This window comes from Gordonia sp. (in: high G+C Gram-positive bacteria) (genome assembly GCF_052106715.1).
Lineage (GTDB): Bacteria > Actinomycetota > Actinomycetes > Mycobacteriales > Mycobacteriaceae > Gordonia.
On sequence record NZ_JBQEDL010000027.1, the window covers coordinates 23,736 to 43,299 of the forward strand.

The window sequence follows — 19,564 nt, forward strand, 5'->3', positions numbered from 1 at the left end:
TCGTCACCCGCCGCGCACTTGTCGATCCGGGTGCGACAGTAGACACAGCAGGCCCCCATGGTTCATGTCGAGTCGTGGCGCGAACGAGACCACACTCAGTCCCGACTCGATGAGACCCACTGACGCAATAGATCCCGTCGTTAACCTCGGAGTCGCCGAGCGTTCCCGAGCACCCCTTGCCATTTGGGCTTAGTGCTGTAGTCTATAAATTGCTAACAGCAGTTAGCCCATACAATGAAGGGCGCGGAAGAATGCGATCACCACAAACTGTTGGGACCGAGCTCATTGCCGCACGCAAGCGTGTCGAGGAAAGCCAAGCCGAGCGCGCGGCGGCGAAATCGGAGCTGATCAAACTCGGAGAAGCACACCCGCTAAGCCGAGCAGACTTCGAGGCAGCCGGTCTCACCCCGGCCGAAGTCCGCAAGATTCACGACGACCTGGCTGCACACCAATTCGCTTGGGAGGCCGATGAGAACTACTGCGTGCCCAGACCATGGGCGGGCTCGCAGCACACCGGAGTCATCGCCGTCGTCCCCAGCGAGAGTACCGCCAAGGAAGGAATGGACCGCGGCGTCTATCTGCGAGCGCCACGACTGAAGCAGAGAATCAACGACGCCATTGAATATTTGGGCACCGACAGTGCTCAGCGACTGAATATCGTCAGGCCCGTCGTGGCACGGTTCACTCTCGGCTGCGCAGGAGATCAGAGCTCCAAGCTCCCCAAAAAGTACGGACGCATCCTCGACGGTTACATCAAGGCGGTCACTGCCACTGCCAGCTGGGAAAATGGTTACGACGCGATCTTTTTAGGCGAGCCGATCGACCTAGATATCCCACTGGGATTCGCAAATCGAGGCGGCATACCTGGAGTACGGCATGTCGCCATTACCGACCTGCAGAATCACGGCCAGCTCAAAGGGGTTCCAACGGTCGCGTAGCTGTTTCACGATCACCTATACGCCACGCCCCGGCCATCAACAGGTGGCCGGGCCCGGCCGCGGGCGCGTACCTCATGTCGAGGTAGAGGCGGGAGTTGATGTGGTCGTCGGGGCGCACGATGGCGTGCCAGAATTTCAGCGATTGAACCGACCCAAACACCGCGAATCGGGGGCAAGAAGCATCTGGTCGAGACCGGCAGCGCCACCTCGTGCGACAGTATCGGCGGCGACGACGCTCTGTCCGAGTCGGTCAACCCCGACTATTAGAACGTGCTTCCGAGTCTTGACCTACTGTTGGCCTGACAGAATGAACCGTCGGCGAACCAGTCGTCGATAGGCTCGACTAGCGCGGCGACATTGCCGGAGCATGATTCAGGGGCGACTGCGTGGACGATGAACGCCGGGACGAAGTGAAGCGGCTGGGGCGTGCGGTCGTGTTTGTCCACCAGCACGACCACAAGATCACCGGACCTCTGGTGCGAGCTGAAGTTGAGGTTCTACTTCTCACCGGCAAAGCAATGGATTTCGCCGCGCGCCTCAAGGGCCACCAGAACCTCGTTCTGCTCACTCACGATCTGGTCGTTAGTTATGCCAAGCACGCGGGCCTTGGAGGCTTGGAGCTCATCAACACGGTGCTGCCCGCGCTGAAGAATACGGGGCTGATCGACTACAGGGTCGACGACGCTAACCGGATCTCGAGCCTCGAAGAGTACGTCGGGGTGTCAGCTTCCGTCACAGAGCAGACCGTTGCGTTGCTGGAGTCGCTCAGGCCCCACCGTTCCGATCTGGCGTTCCTGCATTCGGTGGAGATCGGCGCGATCGCGCCGTTGGCCGCGAGTCAGCACCTGAACGAGATCGTGACGCGAGGGTTTACCGAGCAAGAAGCCGAGCAAGCCTTGCGTCTCGCGCGCGCAGTTGGTCTCAATCGTGACTCGGCGTCCGAAGAACTCAACGAGCTGGTGGTCTTCAGCCCGTACGTGTGGGGAACCAAGCAACTATCACTCGCAACTTTCCTCGGAAAACTGCCTGCGAACGAGCGCGACGCCTTGCTGGGCATGAGCGAGCAGGTGCTATCCGCCCCAGGTCTGCACTTGTCGAAACTGAAGGCCACCCCGGCCATCATCCGCAGTGCGACGAATGCCGGGCTCATTCAAGCTGCGACTGTCCAGTCCGCAACAGGCATCTCTTCGACGTATGTCTTCTCGCCGCTGATGGAAGCAGAGGACAACGCGTGCACCACGACGGAGGCCTTCCACCTGCGGAAGCTTTTCGTTGCTCACATGCTCTTTGGGCGCGATGCGGCTGCCCTCGGTCGTGGACGCATTGAGGATCCAGGCACCCTGGTGGAGGCCCTGCTGAGGAAAGGAGTCGTGGGCCCGGCCACCAACATCAAATCCGACTATCACCTTCTTGAGGCCGCTGGCGTCGTCGCCGTCGAACCGAACGACCAGGGACGCGCGTACCTGAGACTCGTCAAACCAGAAATCGCCGAGTCGGCGTTGACATGGATCCGCCGGATCACCGACACATCGGGGGCAGCAGATCTGACCCGCGGGGAGCGACCCGCTACGTTCATCACACCGGAGGACGGCCGGACCGCCGAGAGCCTCGGAGCTTCGCACGAAATCATGGTTGCCTCTGTCGAAGAACTGCGAAAGGAGATGCAGCGTGCCGCGCGCCGTGACGACCCCTGGGCTTAACGCCGGGGACCTTGCCGAGATTCGGGTGGCTCAGGCTTGGTTCTGGGACGGCTTTTACGTACGGCGTGGAGTCGATCTACAGCACCGGTTCGGCTCGGAGGTCTCGACGGTTACCGACCTGGACGTACTGGGGTATGCATTCAGCCCAGCATTAACACACCATAAGCAGATCGGTGAGGTTAAGACGGGAACCTCAAAGGCCACGCCCCGCCCACTGGACCGTGCCCTTTGGAGCCGTGGCCTCCGTGAGCTGGTGGGCGCAGACCGGGGGGAGATCACGACGGCCTTCAATACGTCGACGGCAACACGCGATGCCTGCCGCCGCCTGGGCGTCACGATCCAGCACATGGAAGACCTCACCGACCGCGAGCAGCGACTTGCGATCAGAGATGTCGACGATGTGGGTTCCCAAGGCGTGACCATCGCCGTTCTCCGCAAGGATGTTTCCACCTTCGTGAAGCCCGATCCCATGCTGGAACGAGGCTACTGGTTCCTGATATCAGAGGTATGGTTTCTCGATCCCTTTGACGCCGTCAAGCGCACGCTTGGTCTGATCCGCGAGCTGAGCAAGATATGGCCACCCAACTCCCACACCGATGCCACCAAAGCTGCACGCTGGTTCTTCGCCGAGGCCATCTCGATTGTCACAGTCAATCTCGCAATCATCGCCAGCGAAGCGAACACGATGGACACCAACACCTTTCGCCAGGTCGCCACAGCTCGCCTTGCAACCGGCGACGTGCCGTTCTACGCCATGCGTAAGCAATCCGAGCGGGTTGACGAGTATGTCGCGAAGATTCTCAACTCCCTCGATGCGCCAGCTGACCTGCACACCAAAGCGATGGGAGCGTTTCTCCCGTTGGCACCCGATTACGCAGAACCACTGCTAGAACTCATATCCCGCCTCGCGGCAGACGCCGCGACAACAGCTAGCCTTCCCCGGCAGATGGATGCGCTGGTCTTCGAGCGCCTCGCCCGCCGTCGAGACCTCACGATCGAACTCCAAAACCGCCTGAGTATGAACCAGGCCACCGAGCGACAGATCCACTTGATCGGGGCCTTCTTGCGTGGCCAGTTCGGTGTGCCAGCACCCGTCGACAAGGTGCTTACGGCAGCGCTATCGCAGGTGCAGGTGGTTGACGGCGGCGAGCAGGCCACGCTGTTTGATACCGAGTCGCCTGAATAGGCCCCACCGGACGCGAGACTTGTCTGCGGCCGCCTAGACAACACGTCAGCTCGCCTCGATCAGACGCCCCACGCGTCCCATTCCGCACCGACACCGGGATCCGCCTCAATGCGTTACGGGTAGGGCTGGCACGCGTTACTCGCTATCGCCAGCCGACACTCTCGCCAGCGCAGACAGGAACTTCCGCCAGTCCCACGAGAGCGGCTCGGTCGGCTGCGGTGGGGATTGCGCCGTCCGACTGCGAGAAAGTCTACGTGAGGGCTCTTGCATGCCCGACCACCGGTTCCCGCCCAGCGCACCACCATTGCGCCCAGGGGCTGCCCCTGAGCACAAACTGGTGCCCTGGGCACGAGCCCAGAGCAGCACCCCCAGGGCAGCACCCGCAGAGCGGCACCCGCAGAGCGGCACCCGCAGGGCGGGACCGCGATGTCCGATAAACCGTTGACCGGATCCGGTCGCACCCGTACGTTTGCTCTTCGCGGGCGCGCCGTCGCCGTCTAAGCCAGCGAGAAGGCCTCGTCTGGGCTATTTTCTTACAGGGAGGTACAGGTGCCATGGCGATTCCAGCGATCGACGCGATTACCGTGATAGTCCGCAACGCCGATAACGCTGTGCTGCACCGCCGCCCCTTTCGTGACGTGGTCTCGAACCTCCTCGAGAACAAGATGTGGATGATCGAGGGCTTCGATCCGCCGATCATCGCCCATTCGGTCTCGATGCAGGTGGAGGTTCCCCGCGAGGTGATCCTGCGCGAGTACGTCTACCGCCCGTACGTCGAGCGTGAGCACACCACGCGTGAGAAGGTACTGCGCCGCGACAAGCATCTGTGCGCGTACTGCGGCGAGCACGCGCAGACGTGGGACCACGTGATGCCGCAGTCACGCGGCGGCGGAAACACCTGGTGGAACTGTGTGGCCGCGTGCGGCCCGTGCAACTGGGACAAGGGTGATCGGACCCCCGAAGAGGCAGGGATCCGCCTGCTGTGGGAGCCGTACCGTCCCGCGTGGGCATGATCTGCTGACGGCGACTCGCCGATTCTGACGACCCTCCTACACCGACGCCTTCCGGTTGATCTGGATCATCAGGTAGATCAACGCGACGCCACCGATGCCCGCGGTGACGACACCGACGGGCAGACCGCCCGGCAGCACCGTGCGGCAGAGGACTTCGCCGCCCATCACCAGGACGGCACCCATCAGTCCGGACGTGATCGGACCGGGGATCTCCGCGCGCGCCAGACGCATCGCGACCTGAGGTGCGAGCAGCGCGACGAATGCGATCGGTCCCGCTGCGGAGACGGCGACGGCCGCCAGGACGACGGCCGTCAACAAGACCACACCGGACGTCACGTTGGTACGGACACCGAGACCGCGACTGACCTCGTCGCCCAGGCTGATGATCGCGAGGTTGCGCGAGTTGACTGCGATGATCACGAGGGCGAGGACGAGCACCCCGGCCAGCGGCCACACATTGCTCCACGCGGCTCCCGACACCGAACCGACGATCCAATGCTGGGCAGTGTGCACCTGGGTTATCTCGGCCCTGGTCAGCAGGAAGGCGATGAGCGCCTGCATCCCGGCAGTCATCGCGACGCCGACGAGCACCAGCCGAATCGGGTCGATGCCGCGACGCCACGTCAGCACGTACATGGCGGCCGCAGCCACCAGCCCGCCGAGCAGCGCGGCCGTCGTCAATCCCAGGTCGGCCAGCCACGACGCCCACGTCGTCCCGAAGGTGATGACGACGACGGCGCCCGCGCTGGCCCCGGCAGTGATGCCGAGCATGTCGGCGGTGGCCAGCGGGTTGCGCGCGATGACCTGCGTCAACGCTCCCGAGACTCCGAGGGCGAACCCGACGAGGAGGCTGACGAGTCCGATCGGAAGCTGCGAGTCGAAGACGACGACGTTCTCGAATCTCGTGCCGCCGCCGAACAGGATGCGCACGACGTCGATCGGGGTCATCGACAGTTCGCTGGTGCCGATGCTCACCGCGAACAACACGAACGCGATCACCGCGAGCACCGCGCCGACCCCGAGCGCCCAGCGATGGACGACGAACTGCGCGGAGCCCACCCGTAGCACGGGCCGCCGCACGCGGGGCGCTCGTTCGTCGACGCTCTTCGTGAGGTCCATCAGACGGCCACCAACTTCTTGGCCTGCACGAGCCCGATGAAGAACGGGGCGCCGATCGCCGCGAGGATGATGCCCGCTTGCACTTCACCCGGCCGCGCGACGACTCGTCCGATCACGTCGCTGCCGACCAACAACAGTCCGCCGATCAGCGCCGAATACGGAACCACCCACCGGTAGTCGGGACCGGTGATAAACCGCGCGACATGCGGCGCCACCAGACCGAGGAAGACGATCGGGCCGCACGCCGCGGTCGCCGCTCCGACGAGCAGGGCGATCCCGACGATGCCGATGATCCGGGCTTGCCGGACCCTGGTGCCCAGCGCGTGCGCGACGTCGTCGCCCAGGGACAGGACATTGAGATAGAAGCCGCTCATCACAGCGAGGACCAGACCGGGGACCACGAACGGCAGCGTCGCACCGATGACGTCCCAGCCGCGGCCTTCGGTGGAGCCGACCTGCCAGAAGCGCCAGGCGTCCAACGACTCGGTGTCGACCAGAACGATCGCGGAAGTGATCGCCATCAACAGCACCGAGAGCCCCGTGCCCGCGAGGATCAACGTGAGCGGATTCGCGCCTTTGCCCGCGGATGCGATCAGGAACATCAGGCTCGACGCGACCAGCGCGCCGACCAGTCCGAAACCCATGTACTGGATGGGAGTGGTGATGCCGATGACATAGACGCCGAGTACCACCGTGCACGCCGCGCCCGCGTTGACCCCGAGGATTCCGGGATCGGCCATCGGGTTGCGTGTGTGCCCCTGCGTCAGCGCACCTGCGGCGCCGATCGCCGCACCGGCGACGAGACCGAGAACGGTCCGCGGGATCCGCAGACCGTGCACGATGCCGGAGATATCGGTGTCGTCCTTGTTCCAGAGGAAGTACCAGACGTCGCCGACCGGGATCGCCCGCGACCCGAAGGCGATGGACGCCACGCACACGGCGGCCAGTGCTGCGACGAGCAGCAGCAGGCCGCCGAGGCGCCGTGGGGTCTTTCCCAACGCGCTACTTCGCGTCGGCTGCGGCCTTGAGGGCCGGCTTCATGTGGTCGAACGCGTACGGGATGGCGTTGGGCGACGGCTCGTTGAGTCCGGTGATCTCCACTGTCGACAGCATCGCGACCGCACCGCTGCGGACCGACTTCAGCCCCTTGTATCCGGGCAGCCCCTCCACTCGCTGCTGCAGTTTCGGAGACTGACTCGCGGCGACGAGCAGGTCCGAGTCGAGGAGGTTGATGTTCTCGGTGCTGATCTGGAAGCGCGGCTGGCCGGTCTTGGTGGACTGCGCGGTCGCCTTCGGGGACATCTTGAGGCCGAGTTGACTGAACAGCTTGGCTGCGCCGTCGGACTCGTCGCCGAGCACCGAGATCTGGTCCGATCCGTACAGGTACGCGAACGTGTACGTCTTGTCCTTCAGCCCGGGGAACTCGTCGGCGACCGCTTTGATCTTGGAGTCGACGCCGTCGATGATCTCCTTGGCCTTCTCCGGCTGGTGCAGGATGGTCCCCATCAGGTTGACCATGTCCTGCCACGGGTCGACCTGCTCACCGCTGATCTTGTCGATCGTCGGCGCGAGTTCGCTGAGCTTGTCGAAGCCTTCGGCCATCGAGGCGAAGCCCGGGGCCAGGATCAGATCGGGTTTGAGTTCGGCCACCGCGCCGACGACGTCCTTGTTCGGATCGACCAGGACCGAGTCGTTGAGCTTGTTTCCGAACCACGGAGCCTTCTCCCCGGTCTGGAGTTCTTGCGCGTCGTAGTAGCCGACCGGCGTGACGCCGAACGAGAGTGCGACATCGGTCCACTGGCCGCCCAGGGTGACGATTCGCTGTGGCGTCTCGGGGACGTTGACGGTGCGGCCGTCGGGCAGATTGATCTGGACGGGCGCGGAATCGGCGTCGTCCGACGACGAGCATGCGCCGACGACGAGCGCGGTGATCGCGAGGATGATGAGAACAAGACTCGATTTCAGCCTGGTCATCGGTTATCTCCTATTTCCTGTACTCCGCGAGGCGGAGTATTCGATGAATCAGACTCAGACTGTGCACTTGAGCATCGCGTACTCCGCGATGACACAGACACTCTTGTTCGAGAGCTTCCATTTGTTGTCGACCCACACCCAGCTCAGCTCGCGGTACCGCGAGCCGTTGCCGACCAACGACATCTGCAGGCGTGCGTTGAGGGTGGTGCCGCTCTGGTTGACCGGCCCGACGACTTTGTAGCTGAAGCCCGCGCCGCTGACCTTCAACATCTGGGCGACGGAGTTGATCGATCCGAGCGCCTGCTGGCCGCCCTGGAGTTCGTCGGCCCGCGTCGCATCGGACGCACTGGTGTTCATGATGGTCTTGATCTTGGTGTTGAGCTGGCCTGCGGTCAGCGGCGACGGGTTCGACTGTCCCTGGCCCGAGCCCGACTGTCCCTGGCCCGAGCCCTGCTGGCCCGCCGTGCCCTGCTGTGCCGCAGTGCCCGGCTGTGCGGTTGTTCCCGCCCCGGTGCCTTCGGTGCCCGAGCCGGTTCCGGCGTCGCCGTCGCTTTCCGGCACGTTCTCCGTCGGCGCTCCCGCCGGTGCGTCACCCGCGGCCGGGTCGCCGCCGGTGTTCTGCGGAACCGTGACCCCGTTCGGAGTCTGCGTGCCCTGCGCACTGCCGAGGTTGACGACGGTCGGCTGAGCCGCCGCCGAGTTGTTGCCGAGCTTGTCCGATGTGGCCAGTCCGACCACTCCGATGGTGACGATGAGCGCTGAGATGACGGCGGCGACCCCCGCGGACGCGAGGATCGTCGGAACGTTGACCTTCGACTCCGATTTCGGCTCCGCAGGCTGCAGCTCCGGGTACTGCTGGTCAGCGTAAGACGGCTCGTCGCCGTAGGGGTCTGCCTGCGTCATGGTGGGTCTCCTTCATCGCGGGCACCGAGCCACCCGCCAAGTAATATAGGTCAGGCTAACCTGAATGTCAGGTAACATTCAAACCCGGCCTTTCGGGCGGGGCAATGCGATGTCTGTCACGTGATGGTTCCGGCAAACCGCCGATACCCTGCGACGTCGGGCCTCATCGACGCGGCGACCAATTCCCACAGCACCTCATCGGTCCCGCCACCGACCCGCGCCAGCTTCATATCGCGCCACCACCGCGCCAACGGAGTCTCATCAGTGAGGAAGCCGGAACCGCCGAACAGATGCATGCACTCGGACACGACCTCCTCCCCCAACCGCGCCGCGGTCACCTTCATCGCGGCGGCCGCCCGCAGATTCATCTTTCCGCCTGCAGCGATCCCATCGAGCGCATACCGGAGCATGTCGACACGCGCCTGCAGGTCCGCCACGCGCAGCCGAAGCGCCTGATGCTCGAACAGGGTCTTGCCGAATTGGCTGCGCTCCTGCATCCGTGCGAGAGTCACCGCGATCACGGTGTCGCACGACGACGCGACCTGTGCCGCGATCGACAGTCGTTCGTGCGCGAGCCCCCAACTGACGGCGGCGAGACCGGTGCCGGCTCGCGCGATCAGGTAGTCGGCAGGCACGACGGTGTCGATGACGACCGCTGCCGTGTCCAGGGGGCCTGCGCTGGCCTTGCGGTACGGCGGCTCGACGACGACCTGCGCCGTCGGGACCAGGACCAGCGCGACGTTTCCATGAGTCGGATCTGGGCCGTCGGCATCGCCCGCGTCCTGGTCGACGCTGCGTGCGACGACGAGGATGTAGTCGGCGATCGGCGAGAGCGACACGAACTTCTTGCGCCCCACGACGTGCAGACCGTCGTCGCCGGTCCGGACCGTGGTCTCGACGATCTGGAGGTCCGATCCGCCCGATGACTCCGAGGCCGCCAGGCACAGCACAGCGTCGCCGCGGATGGCCGCCTCGGCGACCCGACTGAGTGTCTGCGACCGGCTGCCGAAACGGCGGAGCACGGAGATGGCCGAGTCGTGGAGACTGACACCGACGCTGATCCCGGCCGAGCCCTGTCTGCCGAGGGCATAGCCGAGGGCGAACAGCTTCGCGACGTCCGGCTTCTTCTCCTCGCCCCACTTCTGCGCGAAGACCCCCGCGGCGCCGAGCCGTTCGAGGAGCTTTCGCGGAAAGTGTTCGGAGACTTCGGCTTCGTCCACCCACGAGCGGACTTCGTCATCGAAGACCTCGTCGAGGAGGGCGCGGTACTCGTCGAGCGCCACCGTCATGACAGGGCCCCCGATTCCACGAGTTGCTTGGTCTCGAGCCGTCGGAGTTTGCCGGACGTGGTGCGCGGCACGGTGCCCGGTTCGACGAGGATCACCTCGGCTGGGACGATTCCGCACTCGGAGGCGACAGCAGAGATCACCGCCGAACGGGTGACCGCCGAGTCGTCGCTCCGATGCTCGGCGACGACGACCAACCCGGGCCGAGCCGACCCCCTACTTCGAGCCATGGCGACGACGCCGCCGCGTTTGACGCCGGCGACCGACGCCGCCGCCCGCTCGATCTCGACCGGGAAAAGGTTTCGTCCTGCGACGATTACGATCTCCTTGGCCCGACCGCAGATGACCAGACGGCCATCGACGAGGTAACCGAGGTCGCCGGTGTCGAACCATTCGCCATCGGCGATGGGCTCATGGCCCAGGTAGCCCGCCATCATCGACGTACCGCGGATCTCGACACGTCCGACGTCCCTGTCGTCGATCAAGGGAACCTCGACGTTCGGCTCGACGATGCGGACCTCCATGCCGTCCAACGGTTTTCCGAGAATCGCATAGCGACGTCGCATGGGTTCCCGGCCCTCGCCCGGCACGGTCACTGTCACCTCGTCGTACGCCGCGCCTTCGCCCGTCGACGGCATGGTGACCGCACACGTCGACTCGGCCATTCCGTAGGCGGGTGCGGCGGCCGCCGGATCGAATCCGAAACGCTCTGTCTCGGCGAGGAACTTGTCGAACGCGTCCGGATCGATGGGTTCGCCGCCGCTGATCGCCACGCGCACACCGCTCAGATCGGCCGACTGCAGCAGTCGCCCGTAGCGACCGAGGATGTCGTACGCGAAGTTCGGTGCTGCGGTAACGCTCGCCTTGGTCTCGGTGAGCCATTCGAGCCATTTGAACGGTGCGGCCGCGAACGCCGAGTTCGGCACGATGTACGACCGCATACCCGACCCCATCGTCGCGAGCAGGAAGGTCAGCCCCATGTCGTGGTAGAGCGGCAGCCAACTGAATCCGACGTCGCGGCTGTGGTGCATGCCGAGGCGCACAACGAGTTCGCGCGTGTTGGTGTGCACCGCGGCGCCCGGCAGCACCGCCGTCTTCGGTTCCCCGGTCGACCCCGCTGTGCCCTGCAGAACGGCCGGCGCGTCAGGGCCCGCGTCGACCGGGACGAAGTCGGCGACGTCGGCGCCGACACCGTAGTCACGGGCTGTCGTCAAATGCAGCCCGCCGCCGGTCCGGCCGCCGTGGTCGGCCTCGGAGAGCAGGTGGAGTTGAGTATCGTCGCCGAGCACGGTGCCGACGCCGATACGCGCGAACCGTTCGAGTGTGCCTTCGGCCCAGCGCTTCTCGTCGGCGCCGCGGATCGGTCCCGGCAGGATCGACACGGCGACGCCCGCGAGCCAGGCCCCCTGGACGGCGGCGATCAGATCGACGGTCGGATCGCCGATGAGACCGACATGGGGCGCATCCTCCCGCCGCTGGACGACGAGCGTCGCAGCGATCTGGACGGCGCGCTCGTGCACCTGCGGCCAAGTGCGGGTGGTCCACTCCCCCGTCTCGGCGTCCAGGACTGACAGCGACTCGTCGCTGGTGAGCATCGCTCTGCTGAACGGTTCGGTGAACACACTCGGTGCTTCGGTCACGTCGAGCACAGTCGGCTGCGTCATGGCGTCTCGTCTTCTTTCGTGGAACTGGTCGGAAGGGATGCGAAATCCGCGATCAACACGGCGATCGCCTCGGGGTCGTGCAGGTGCGGGTGATGTCCGTGGCCCGCGAGCAGTCGCGTCCGAACGGGACCCGACGCATGTTCAGCGACGGCGTCGACGTGCACCGGTGTGCCGTACTCGTCGTCGACCCCCTGCACGACGAGTAGCGGGGCCGCGATGTCCGGTAGGAGTCCGGTCAGGTCGAACGCGGCGAAGTCGTCGGAGAGCCATACGCCCGACCATCGAGCGAACAGCGCGTCGGGATCGTCGTGGAACGCGGCGAGCGTCGGACGGACGTGTTCGGCGAAATGTGCTGCGGTGTATCGGATCCCATTCAGGGTCGTGTCCTCGACGAGGACGTGCGGTGCGATCAGGACGGCGGCGCGCACCGGGTGCGCGCCGGCGTAAATCGCTGCGATGGACGCACCGTCGCTGTGCCCGACGAGGATCGGCGCCTCGATGTCGAATTCGGCGAGGATCTCCGGTAGGACGTCGAGTGCCTCTCGGTGCAGATAGTCGGCCCCGGTCGGACCGTCACCCGCCGAACCGCCGTACCCGTGTCGCGAGTACACCAGGACTCGCATCCCGGTGGCGCGGCCGACGAGCGACGGCAGCCGCCCCCACTGGCCTGCCGATCCGAGTCCTTCGTGCAGGAACACCACGGTCGGCAGATTCGGGTCACCGCCGTGCAGCACGTACTCGAGGTCGCCGCGCGGGTGCGCGAGAACAGGCACCGCCGTCACCACCCGTGGTTGGAGACGTCGAACATGTTGGCGCCCAACTGTGCCCGCCCGACGTAGTCGAGGCAGTCGGCGGGTTTGGCAGGCATGATCGAACAGAACTGGACTTCGCGGAGCAGTCGTTGCATCGGGCCGTCCGCGGCCATCGCAGCCGACCCGACGAGTGCCACGGACTGTGCGGCGAGCGACTGCGCTGTTTCGCTGAGATGGTGTTTCGCCGCGTACACGGTCGCGTTGGTCTCCTGGTCGGAACGGCGATCGACGACGCCCCGCGCCGCGGTCATCGTCAACGCCCGTGTCGCGTGCAGAGCCACCGTCATCGCACCGAGACGTTGGACGTCTGCGGGTTGATCACGACGTCGTTCGTCGGCGCCGAGCCGCTGAGCAGCGAAGTCCACAATCGCCTCCGCGAGCCCGAGATAGGCGCCGAGGTAACCCGCCGCCATCCAGTGCGGGTCGCGCACCGCCTTGAACAACGACATGCCTTCGACACCGAGGAACAGTCGATCGACTCCGATCCTGGTGTGCTCCAAGAACATCTGAGCCGTCGACGTGCCGCGCAGGGCGGTCCCGGCCCATTCGGCCGAGAACGAGACGCCCGGATCGTCGGCGCTCACCACGAAGTGGGACACCTCGACGTCGGAGTCGTCGTCGTGAGCACGCGCGGTGACGACGTAGTAGTCGGCGACGCCCGATAGCGACACGAACGACTTGTGACCGTCGAGAACGTACGCGTCGCCGTCGCGCTGGTAGGCCGTCGCGATGCCGCGCAGCCGGGCACCGGTCGTAGGTTCGGACGCGGCCGAAGCGAACATCTTGCGACCGTCGACGACCTGGCCGATCACCCAGTCGCGGAAGGCGACACCGGTCGCGCCTAGCGCGTCGACGTCGGCCTCGAACAGGGAGCCGATCGCCACGTTGTGCATGTTGAATCCGAGTGCGATCGCGCCGTTCGCTGCGGCGAGTTCGGCGAGGACCCGCGTGTAGTCGGCGAAGTCGAGTCCGAGTCCGCCGCGATCGCGCGGGACCATCGCGGCCAGGAGGCCCGACTCGCGGATCAACTGGTAGGCGACGTGTGGGGACGTCTCGCCACGGTCGATCGGGTCGGCGAGTTCGGCCAGGCGCGGAGTGATCGCCGTGGCGAGTTCCAGGGCGGTGTCGACGGAATGCGTTGCCAGAGTCATGTCAGTTCGCCACCGGAAGTCCGAGGTCGCGGGCGATGGACACCCGCAACAGATCGTTGGTTCCCGCGTAGATCGATGCGGCGATCGCACTGCTCAGGTCGGCGCTGTATCCCGAGTCGGCGACCACCGAACGCGCGCCGAACAGCGGTGCCGCCGTCGTCTCGAACGCCAACAGGTCCTGGGCACACGAGATCTTCACCTGCGCGGCATCGGTCGACAACGCGCTGAGCGGAGTGTCACCCGCGTCGATCCGACGCGCCATGTCGTACACGAGAGTGCGGACTCGGTACGCGATCATCGAGAGGTCCGCGACGTGAGAGGCGACGAGCGGGTTGGCGCCGAGACTGCGACCGAACTGTTCACGGTCGCGCAGCCACGCGACGACTCGTTCGATGGTTGCGTGCATCCCGCCGACGGCATAGCTCATCAACAGCGCGCGCTCCCACGTCGTCGTGCTCGACAGGAACGCCAGGCCGGACCCTTCGGCGGCAACCATGTCCGCGTCGGTGACTGCGACGCCGTCGAAGTCGATGGCCCCCATCGGTACTTCGGTGAGCGCGATTTTCGCGAACGGGTCCGATCGGGTGACCCCGGCGCGGTCGACCGGGATCAGGAACGAACTCAGCGCGAACGGATGACGCGCTTCGTCGGTGCGTGCGAACGTCAGGATCAGGTCGGCTTCCGGCGCCGCGGTCACGTACGCCTTGCGTCCGTCGATGCGGTACCCGCCGTCGGTCGCTGTGGCCGCGGTTCGCATCGAGAGCGGATCCGAGCCTCCGGTCTCCTCGGTGAGTGCGTGACACAAGATGAGGGAGCCGTCGACGAGGCCGTCGACGTAGGGCGCCAGTGGTGCGCGCGCGGACGCCGACAACGGCCACTGGATGCCGAACACCTGCGAGGTGAACGCGTAGCACAGGCCGGCGGGGACGCCTGCGCGCCCGATGCCCTCGATCACCGCGACCGCGTTCTCGACGACGCCGTCGCCTGTCTCGCCACGAAGCGAATCGGCCATGACGGACCTGACCGGCGGGAGTGAGAGCAGCGCACGCCACCCGTCTCGGAAGCTCGCACCCGCCAGCCCCGGAACCACTTCGGCGGCCTCGGCGGCGACGGCCGCCGGGACATCGGCGGTTCGGATCACCGCTGTCATCAGACGCGCTCCGCGAGCACGGTGTCGACCGCGACGTGCAGCGCCGTCGGAGTGCGGAAGTTGCGCGCGACGACCATGTCTTCCGGGAGCTTGCGCCCCAGTCGCTTCTCGAGGTCGCCGACGATGTTCACCAGGGTGAGCGAGTCGAGCATGCCGGTGAGAAGCATCTGCGTGTCGGCATCGATCGGCTCAGTCTTGCCGTGCCGACGGACGATCGCCTCCGATACCACCTCGCACACGTCGTCGATCGTGAGTTGTCCGGAATCGTCCTGTGTCATGTCTGAGCCTCCTGTTGGTCGGTGAGGATGTGTGCGGCGAGTTCTTCCAGGCGGGGAAGATCCACCTTCCCGCGACGGTTGGTGGGCAGCGGGGTGTACGCGACGACGCGGTCGGGCAGCGAGTAGCTCGGCAGCGCCCCACACAGTGCGTGGTCGATGGTTTCGAGCACCGTCGTCGATGCCGGGTCGACGTCGACGAACAGGACAAGGCGTTCGTCGTCGCCGGTGACGACGGCTGCCGCGCCGTGCACCGACCCGACGTCGGAGGCGACGGCCTCGATGCCGGACAGGTCGATGCGGTATCCGCTCCGTTTGATCTGTCGGTCGACCCGGCCGAGGAGGACCAACTGACCGTCGTCGTCGCGGTACGCGCGGTCTCCGGTCCGATACGCGCGACGGGTCCGCCCGTCCGGGAAGACGATGTCGGTGGCCGGATCGGACACGACTCCGTCGACGACGTAGCCGGTCAACAGGGTGGGGCCCGCGACGACGAGTTCGTCCTCGACGACGGCGACGCTCACTCCGTCGATCGCCTCACCGATCGGCACCGGAGTGCCCGGCCGCCACTGACGGACGTCGTAGGCGGTGCACACGTTGGTCTCGGTCGGCCCGTACCAGTTCCCGATCGCGGCGTCCGGGAACGCTGTCTGCAGGTCGGCGAGCGCTGCGACCGGATAGGGCTCCCCCGCGAACAGCACCGTGGTGAGGTCGGGCAGCGTCGACGATCGGCCGCCTGCTGCGACGATCCCTTTGACCAGGGTCGGGACACCGTACAGAGCGGTGATCCTCTGCTCTGCCAGCCAGTCGACGGTGTCCGCGGGGAACGGTTTGAGCCAGTCCGGGAAGATCACCGCCGTCGCTCCGGCGGCCGCCGTGGCGAACACGTCGAAAGTGCTGAGGTCGAAGGTCAGGGATGCCTGTGCCGCGACGCGGTCGTCCGATGCCAGCCCGACGGACTCGGCTGCCCACTGAGCGAAGTGCGCGACCGCACGGTCGGACAGGAGCACGCCCTTGGGGACGCCGGTGCTGCCGGATGTGAAGAGCAGGTAGCCGGGATCGACACGTGTCGGTGCGACGTCGCGCCGAACTACCGCGAGCCCCTCACCGATCTCTGTCGCTGACTGCTCGCGGTCGGCGACTATCAGGTGCGAGGCGCCCGCCTGGTCGAGCAGCGCGCACACACGCTCGGGCCGATCGTTGGCGTCGAGGGGCGCGACGACGGCTCCGGTGGCGATGACCGCGTGGATCGCGATGATCGCAGTGGCCGAACGCGGGACATGGACGGCGACGATCCGATCGGGGCCGACCCCGGCGTCGCGGAGCCGACCGGCGAGAGCCGCCACCCGACCCCCGAGTTCGGCGTAGGTGATGTGTTCGGTCTCCGTGGATATCGCACAGAGGTTGGGGTGGTCGGCGACAGCGTCGTCGAGGATCGCCGAGAGTTCGCTGACTGCCGTACAGGTCGAGAGAGTCTGCATGTCTGACGACTCAACCGAGGACGGCGCGGAGCGCGTTCTTGTCCATCTTCCCGAGCGGCGTCAACGGCATCTCGTCGATCACCCGCACCACGTCTGGCGCCTTGTATGCGGCCAGACCGACCGATTCAGTGAAGGTCTGCAGGTCTCGTCGAGTCAGTTGCGCCGCACCGTCTTCGAGGACGACGAATGCCACCGACCGTTCGCCGAGGGTCTCGTCGGGCTCGCCGAGGATCGCCACGGAGCGGATGTCGGGGTGTTCGAGGAGCGCGCCTTCCACTTCGGTCGCCGCGATCTTCTCGCCTCCCCTGTTGATCTGGTCTTTGATACGACCCGAGACGATGAGATGACCGGTGCTGAGCCGGCGGACGAGATCGCCCGTGCAGTAGAAGCCGTCGTCGGTGATGGCCTTGGCGGTCTGTTCCGGAGCGTCGAAGTAGCCGCGCAGGGTGTACGGACCGCGGACGGTCAGTTCGCCGATCTCCCCGTCGGGGACCATGCTGCCGTCGGCGCCGACTACTCGGATCTCGTCGTACTCGGATACCGGGACGCCTTGGGTCGTCGCGAGCAGGTCCGGGTCGTCGTCGAGGCGGGTCGCGCAGAACAGTCCTTCGGACATGCCGAGGATCTGCTGAAGAGTCGCGTCGAACTCGTCGATGATGCGCCGGGCTTCGTAGTCGGACAGACGTGCCGAGCCGATCTCGATGATCTTCAGGGAGCTCAGATCGCTCTCGGTCCACTCGCGTTCGTCGAGCCACATCGGTGCGAGCTGCGGGTTGATCGCGGTCATCGTGACCTTCTCGCGTTCGATCAGCTCGAAGCAGATCGCCGGATCCTGGTTCGGCGCGAGGACCACGGTGCCGCCGACGCGGAAGGTCGACAGGATGCCGGGGCAGTTCCACGTGTAGTTGAACGCGATCGGCAGAATCGCGAGATAGACACTGTCGGCATCGAGTCGGCTGCGGTCACCGGCGACCCGGGAGTTGTACGCGTAGTCGTCATGGGTCCGGCCGATCAGCTTGGGCATGCCGGTGGTCCCGCCGGACAGCAGGAGCAACGCGATGTCGGACGGGGCCGCCGGGTCGCCGAGGGAGGAGTCGTCGTCGACATACAGCGACTCGAAAGTGTGGAACCGGTCGTCTCCCGCATGGTCGCCCAGGTCACCCGCGACGATCACCGAGGCCATGGACTCGACCTCGTCGGCCACCTGGGCGGCAAGGACGCGATGGTCGAAGCGCGCGAACTCATCGGTGGTGATGTAGGCGACGGCAGACGTCGCACCGGCGAGGTAACTGACCTCGAGATGGCGGTGGCCGGGCTGGGTGTGGACCGGAACAGCGCCCAGACGCTGCAGCGCGAACCATCCGATGACGAACTCGCTCGAGTTCGGCAGTTGCAGAAGCACGGCGTCGCCCTGGCCGATGCCGAGGCCGCGCAGACCGTGCGCGAGGCGCGTGGCACGCGCCGCCAGCTCGCGGTAGGTGAAGCGACGTTCGCCATCGACCACCGCGGTCGACGTGCCGTACCGCTGCGCCCACTCGTCCAGTCTGGCGCTGAACGTCTTACCTTCCCATAGACCGAGGTCGCGGTAGCGCTCGGCGAAGTCAGCCGGCCAATCGGGAATCAGACTCCGGATGGTGGCGGTCTCCATGTGATCGTCGACGGTCGTCATGGGTCACCTTTCTACACGGGGAGGGAAGTGAATGAGGCTAGCCTAAACTTAACACCTCGGGGCACCGCAAGGTTAGGGTGACCTCACGGCTACTGGCTCGGCGACTTCCAGTCGAGGTCAGCACCCCACGGAGGTAGATCGAGGACCATTCATTAGCCTAACCTAAGTGATGTAGCCTAACCTAAGTCTCTGCCAGCCGCGTGCGGCTGTGCACTCTGCCGCCCCGCAGACACCCAGTTTCTCCCTCTAGCGAAGTAGGGCCGATGACGAGCCAATCTCCCGTGACGACACCACTGCTGTCGTCCACCCGAGTCGACGCCGACCGGGATGCAATAACCGTGCACCGCTGGTTGAGCCACCCGAAGTCGAAGTACTGGGAGATGGAGTCGGCCTCCGTCGACGAGGTCCGCACCTTCCTGAACGACACCATGCGGGCGGCCGCCGGCACGGACTACGGTCTGCACATCGGGCAGGCCGACGGCCGCGACGAGTTCATGTTCGAGTTGTACGACCCGGCCACCAGTGAACTCGCCGACCCGGGCACCGGCTACCGCCACGCCGCGGGCGACATCGGCATGCACCTGCTCGTCGCGCCCGCCGATCAGCCGATCGCCGGATTCACCAGCGAGGTCATGCTCTACATCATGCGCACCGCATTGTTCGAGGTCGGCGCTTCGCGAGTCGTCGTCGAGCCCGACGTGCGCAACGCATCGGTGCAGGCTCTCAACGCCGCCGTCGGATTCACAGTGGTCGGCGACTACCCGGTCGGCGCCAAGACCGCCCGCCTGAGCTACTGCACGCGTGAGGACTTCATCCGAGTCACCCAGAACGGAACGGTCGTCGACCCAGAGACGGGAGTCCGACGATGAGCGCCTCCATCGACGCCGCGTCCACTGCAGGCACCGGAGAACGGTCGTTTCGCCAGGTGTACGAACGTCGGGTCGCCGCCAAGATCATCGCCGAGTTCTGCCACGAGCAGGCGCTCGCTCCTCTCGAGACCGGGCGCGGGCAGTTCACGCTGTTCTCCGACGACCGCCGGACCGAGTACACATTCGCGGCCGACCTTCTGGCTCTCGACAGTTGGGCCGTCGACGAGTCGTCGATCCGTCGGGTCCGTTCCGGTGCCGACCTACCGGTCAGCGCCGCCGCCTTGGTCGTCGATCTGCACGAACAGCTGGGCATCACCCACGACAAGCTCCCCGACTATCTGGAGGAACTGGTCCACACGATCGCCATCGGAGCC

General features: G+C 65.8%; 17 protein-coding genes and 1 pseudogene. 6 read left to right on the forward strand and 12 right to left on the reverse strand.

The annotated features are described in order from the left end of the window. The first annotated feature begins 251 nt into the window (after positions 1 to 251). The 4 genes from ACTIMF_RS13830 (at position 252) to ACTIMF_RS13845 (ending at position 4,837) form a co-directional block, all read left to right on the forward strand. Positions 252 to 938 (forward strand): hypothetical protein, encoded by a 687-nt coding sequence (locus ACTIMF_RS13830; protein WP_442350871.1) that lies wholly within the window; start codon positions 252 to 254, stop codon positions 936 to 938. Positions 939 to 1,324: 386 nt separating this feature from the next. Then, complete coding sequence (locus tag ACTIMF_RS13835; RefSeq protein WP_442350872.1) at positions 1,325 to 2,638, forward strand: hypothetical protein; 1,314 nt, start codon at positions 1,325 to 1,327, stop codon at positions 2,636 to 2,638. Beyond that, the gene (locus tag ACTIMF_RS13840; RefSeq protein WP_442350873.1) at positions 2,607 to 3,824 is read left to right on the forward strand and encodes a hypothetical protein; all 1,218 of its coding nucleotides are present in this window, start codon (positions 2,607 to 2,609) and stop codon (positions 3,822 to 3,824) included. The genes ACTIMF_RS13835 and ACTIMF_RS13840 overlap by 32 nt, the downstream gene beginning before the upstream one ends. Before the next feature lie 554 nt (positions 3,825 to 4,378). Beyond that, the gene (locus ACTIMF_RS13845) at positions 4,379 to 4,837 is read left to right on the forward strand and encodes an HNH endonuclease (protein WP_442350874.1); all 459 of its coding nucleotides are present in this window, start codon (positions 4,379 to 4,381) and stop codon (positions 4,835 to 4,837) included. Between the two features lie 36 nt (positions 4,838 to 4,873). On the opposite strand, the gene ACTIMF_RS13850 is transcribed toward ACTIMF_RS13845, so the two are convergent. From ACTIMF_RS13850 to ACTIMF_RS13905, 12 genes are all read right to left on the reverse strand, one after another. Continuing rightward, positions 4,874 to 5,956, reverse strand: a complete 1,083-nt coding sequence (locus ACTIMF_RS13850; RefSeq protein ID WP_442350875.1) for a FecCD family ABC transporter permease — start codon at positions 5,954 to 5,956, stop codon at positions 4,874 to 4,876. Further along, entirely contained in the window at positions 5,956 to 6,954 is a 999-nt protein-coding gene (locus ACTIMF_RS13855) for a FecCD family ABC transporter permease (RefSeq protein ID WP_442350876.1), read from the reverse strand. The genes ACTIMF_RS13850 and ACTIMF_RS13855 overlap by 1 nt, the downstream gene beginning before the upstream one ends. Before the next feature lie 4 nt (positions 6,955 to 6,958). Then, the gene (locus ACTIMF_RS13860) at positions 6,959 to 7,930 is read right to left on the reverse strand and encodes an ABC transporter substrate-binding protein (protein WP_442350877.1); all 972 of its coding nucleotides are present in this window, start codon (positions 7,928 to 7,930) and stop codon (positions 6,959 to 6,961) included. Positions 7,931 to 7,984: 54 nt separating this feature from the next. Next, positions 7,985 to 8,833 carry a hypothetical protein gene (locus ACTIMF_RS13865; protein WP_442350878.1) on the reverse strand — a complete coding sequence of 283 codons (849 nt, stop codon included), beginning with the start codon at positions 8,831 to 8,833 and terminating at the stop codon, positions 7,985 to 7,987. Positions 8,834 to 8,949: 116 nt separating this feature from the next. Continuing rightward, the gene (locus ACTIMF_RS13870) at positions 8,950 to 10,122 is read right to left on the reverse strand and encodes an acyl-CoA dehydrogenase family protein (protein WP_442350879.1); all 1,173 of its coding nucleotides are present in this window, start codon (positions 10,120 to 10,122) and stop codon (positions 8,950 to 8,952) included. After that, a complete protein-coding gene (gene mbtM / locus ACTIMF_RS13875; RefSeq protein ID WP_442350880.1) occupies positions 10,119 to 11,783 on the reverse strand; it encodes a long-chain-fatty acid--ACP ligase MbtM in 1,665 nt (554 codons plus the stop codon). The genes ACTIMF_RS13870 and mbtM overlap by 4 nt, the downstream gene beginning before the upstream one ends. Continuing rightward, positions 11,780 to 12,556, reverse strand: coding sequence for an alpha/beta fold hydrolase (locus tag ACTIMF_RS13880; protein ID WP_442350881.1), 777 nt, complete (start codon positions 12,554 to 12,556; stop codon positions 11,780 to 11,782). Before ACTIMF_RS13880 ends, mbtM begins: the two co-directional genes overlap by 4 nt. 5 nt (positions 12,557 to 12,561) lie before the next feature. Beyond that, the gene (locus ACTIMF_RS13885) at positions 12,562 to 13,746 is read right to left on the reverse strand and encodes an acyl-CoA dehydrogenase family protein (RefSeq protein WP_442350882.1); all 1,185 of its coding nucleotides are present in this window, start codon (positions 13,744 to 13,746) and stop codon (positions 12,562 to 12,564) included. 1 nt (position 13,747) lies between these two features. Next, positions 13,748 to 14,896 (reverse strand): acyl-CoA dehydrogenase family protein, encoded by a 1,149-nt coding sequence (locus ACTIMF_RS13890; RefSeq protein WP_442350883.1) that lies wholly within the window; start codon positions 14,894 to 14,896, stop codon positions 13,748 to 13,750. After that, positions 14,896 to 15,174, reverse strand: coding sequence for an acyl carrier protein (locus ACTIMF_RS13895; protein ID WP_442350884.1), 279 nt, complete (start codon positions 15,172 to 15,174; stop codon positions 14,896 to 14,898). Before ACTIMF_RS13895 ends, ACTIMF_RS13890 begins: the two co-directional genes overlap by 1 nt. Next, positions 15,171 to 16,652 (reverse strand): AMP-binding protein, encoded by a 1,482-nt coding sequence (locus ACTIMF_RS13900; RefSeq protein WP_442350885.1) that lies wholly within the window; start codon positions 16,650 to 16,652, stop codon positions 15,171 to 15,173. Before ACTIMF_RS13900 ends, ACTIMF_RS13895 begins: the two co-directional genes overlap by 4 nt. A 10-nt stretch (positions 16,653 to 16,662) precedes the next feature. Then, positions 16,663 to 18,321 (reverse strand): (2,3-dihydroxybenzoyl)adenylate synthase, encoded by a 1,659-nt coding sequence (locus tag ACTIMF_RS13905; RefSeq protein ID WP_442350886.1) that lies wholly within the window; start codon positions 18,319 to 18,321, stop codon positions 16,663 to 16,665. A 263-nt stretch (positions 18,322 to 18,584) separates the two neighbouring features. Here ACTIMF_RS13905 and ACTIMF_RS13910 point away from each other — a divergent pair, with 263 nt between their 5' ends. Beyond that, positions 18,585 to 19,190: a GNAT family N-acetyltransferase gene (locus ACTIMF_RS13910; protein ID WP_442350887.1), complete on the forward strand. Its 606-nt coding sequence runs from the start codon at positions 18,585 to 18,587 to the stop codon at positions 19,188 to 19,190. After that, positions 19,187 to 19,564 (forward strand): annotated as a pseudogene (locus ACTIMF_RS13915) (IucA/IucC family protein); the annotation flags it as partial. The gene ACTIMF_RS13910 and the pseudogene ACTIMF_RS13915, both read left to right, overlap by 4 nt.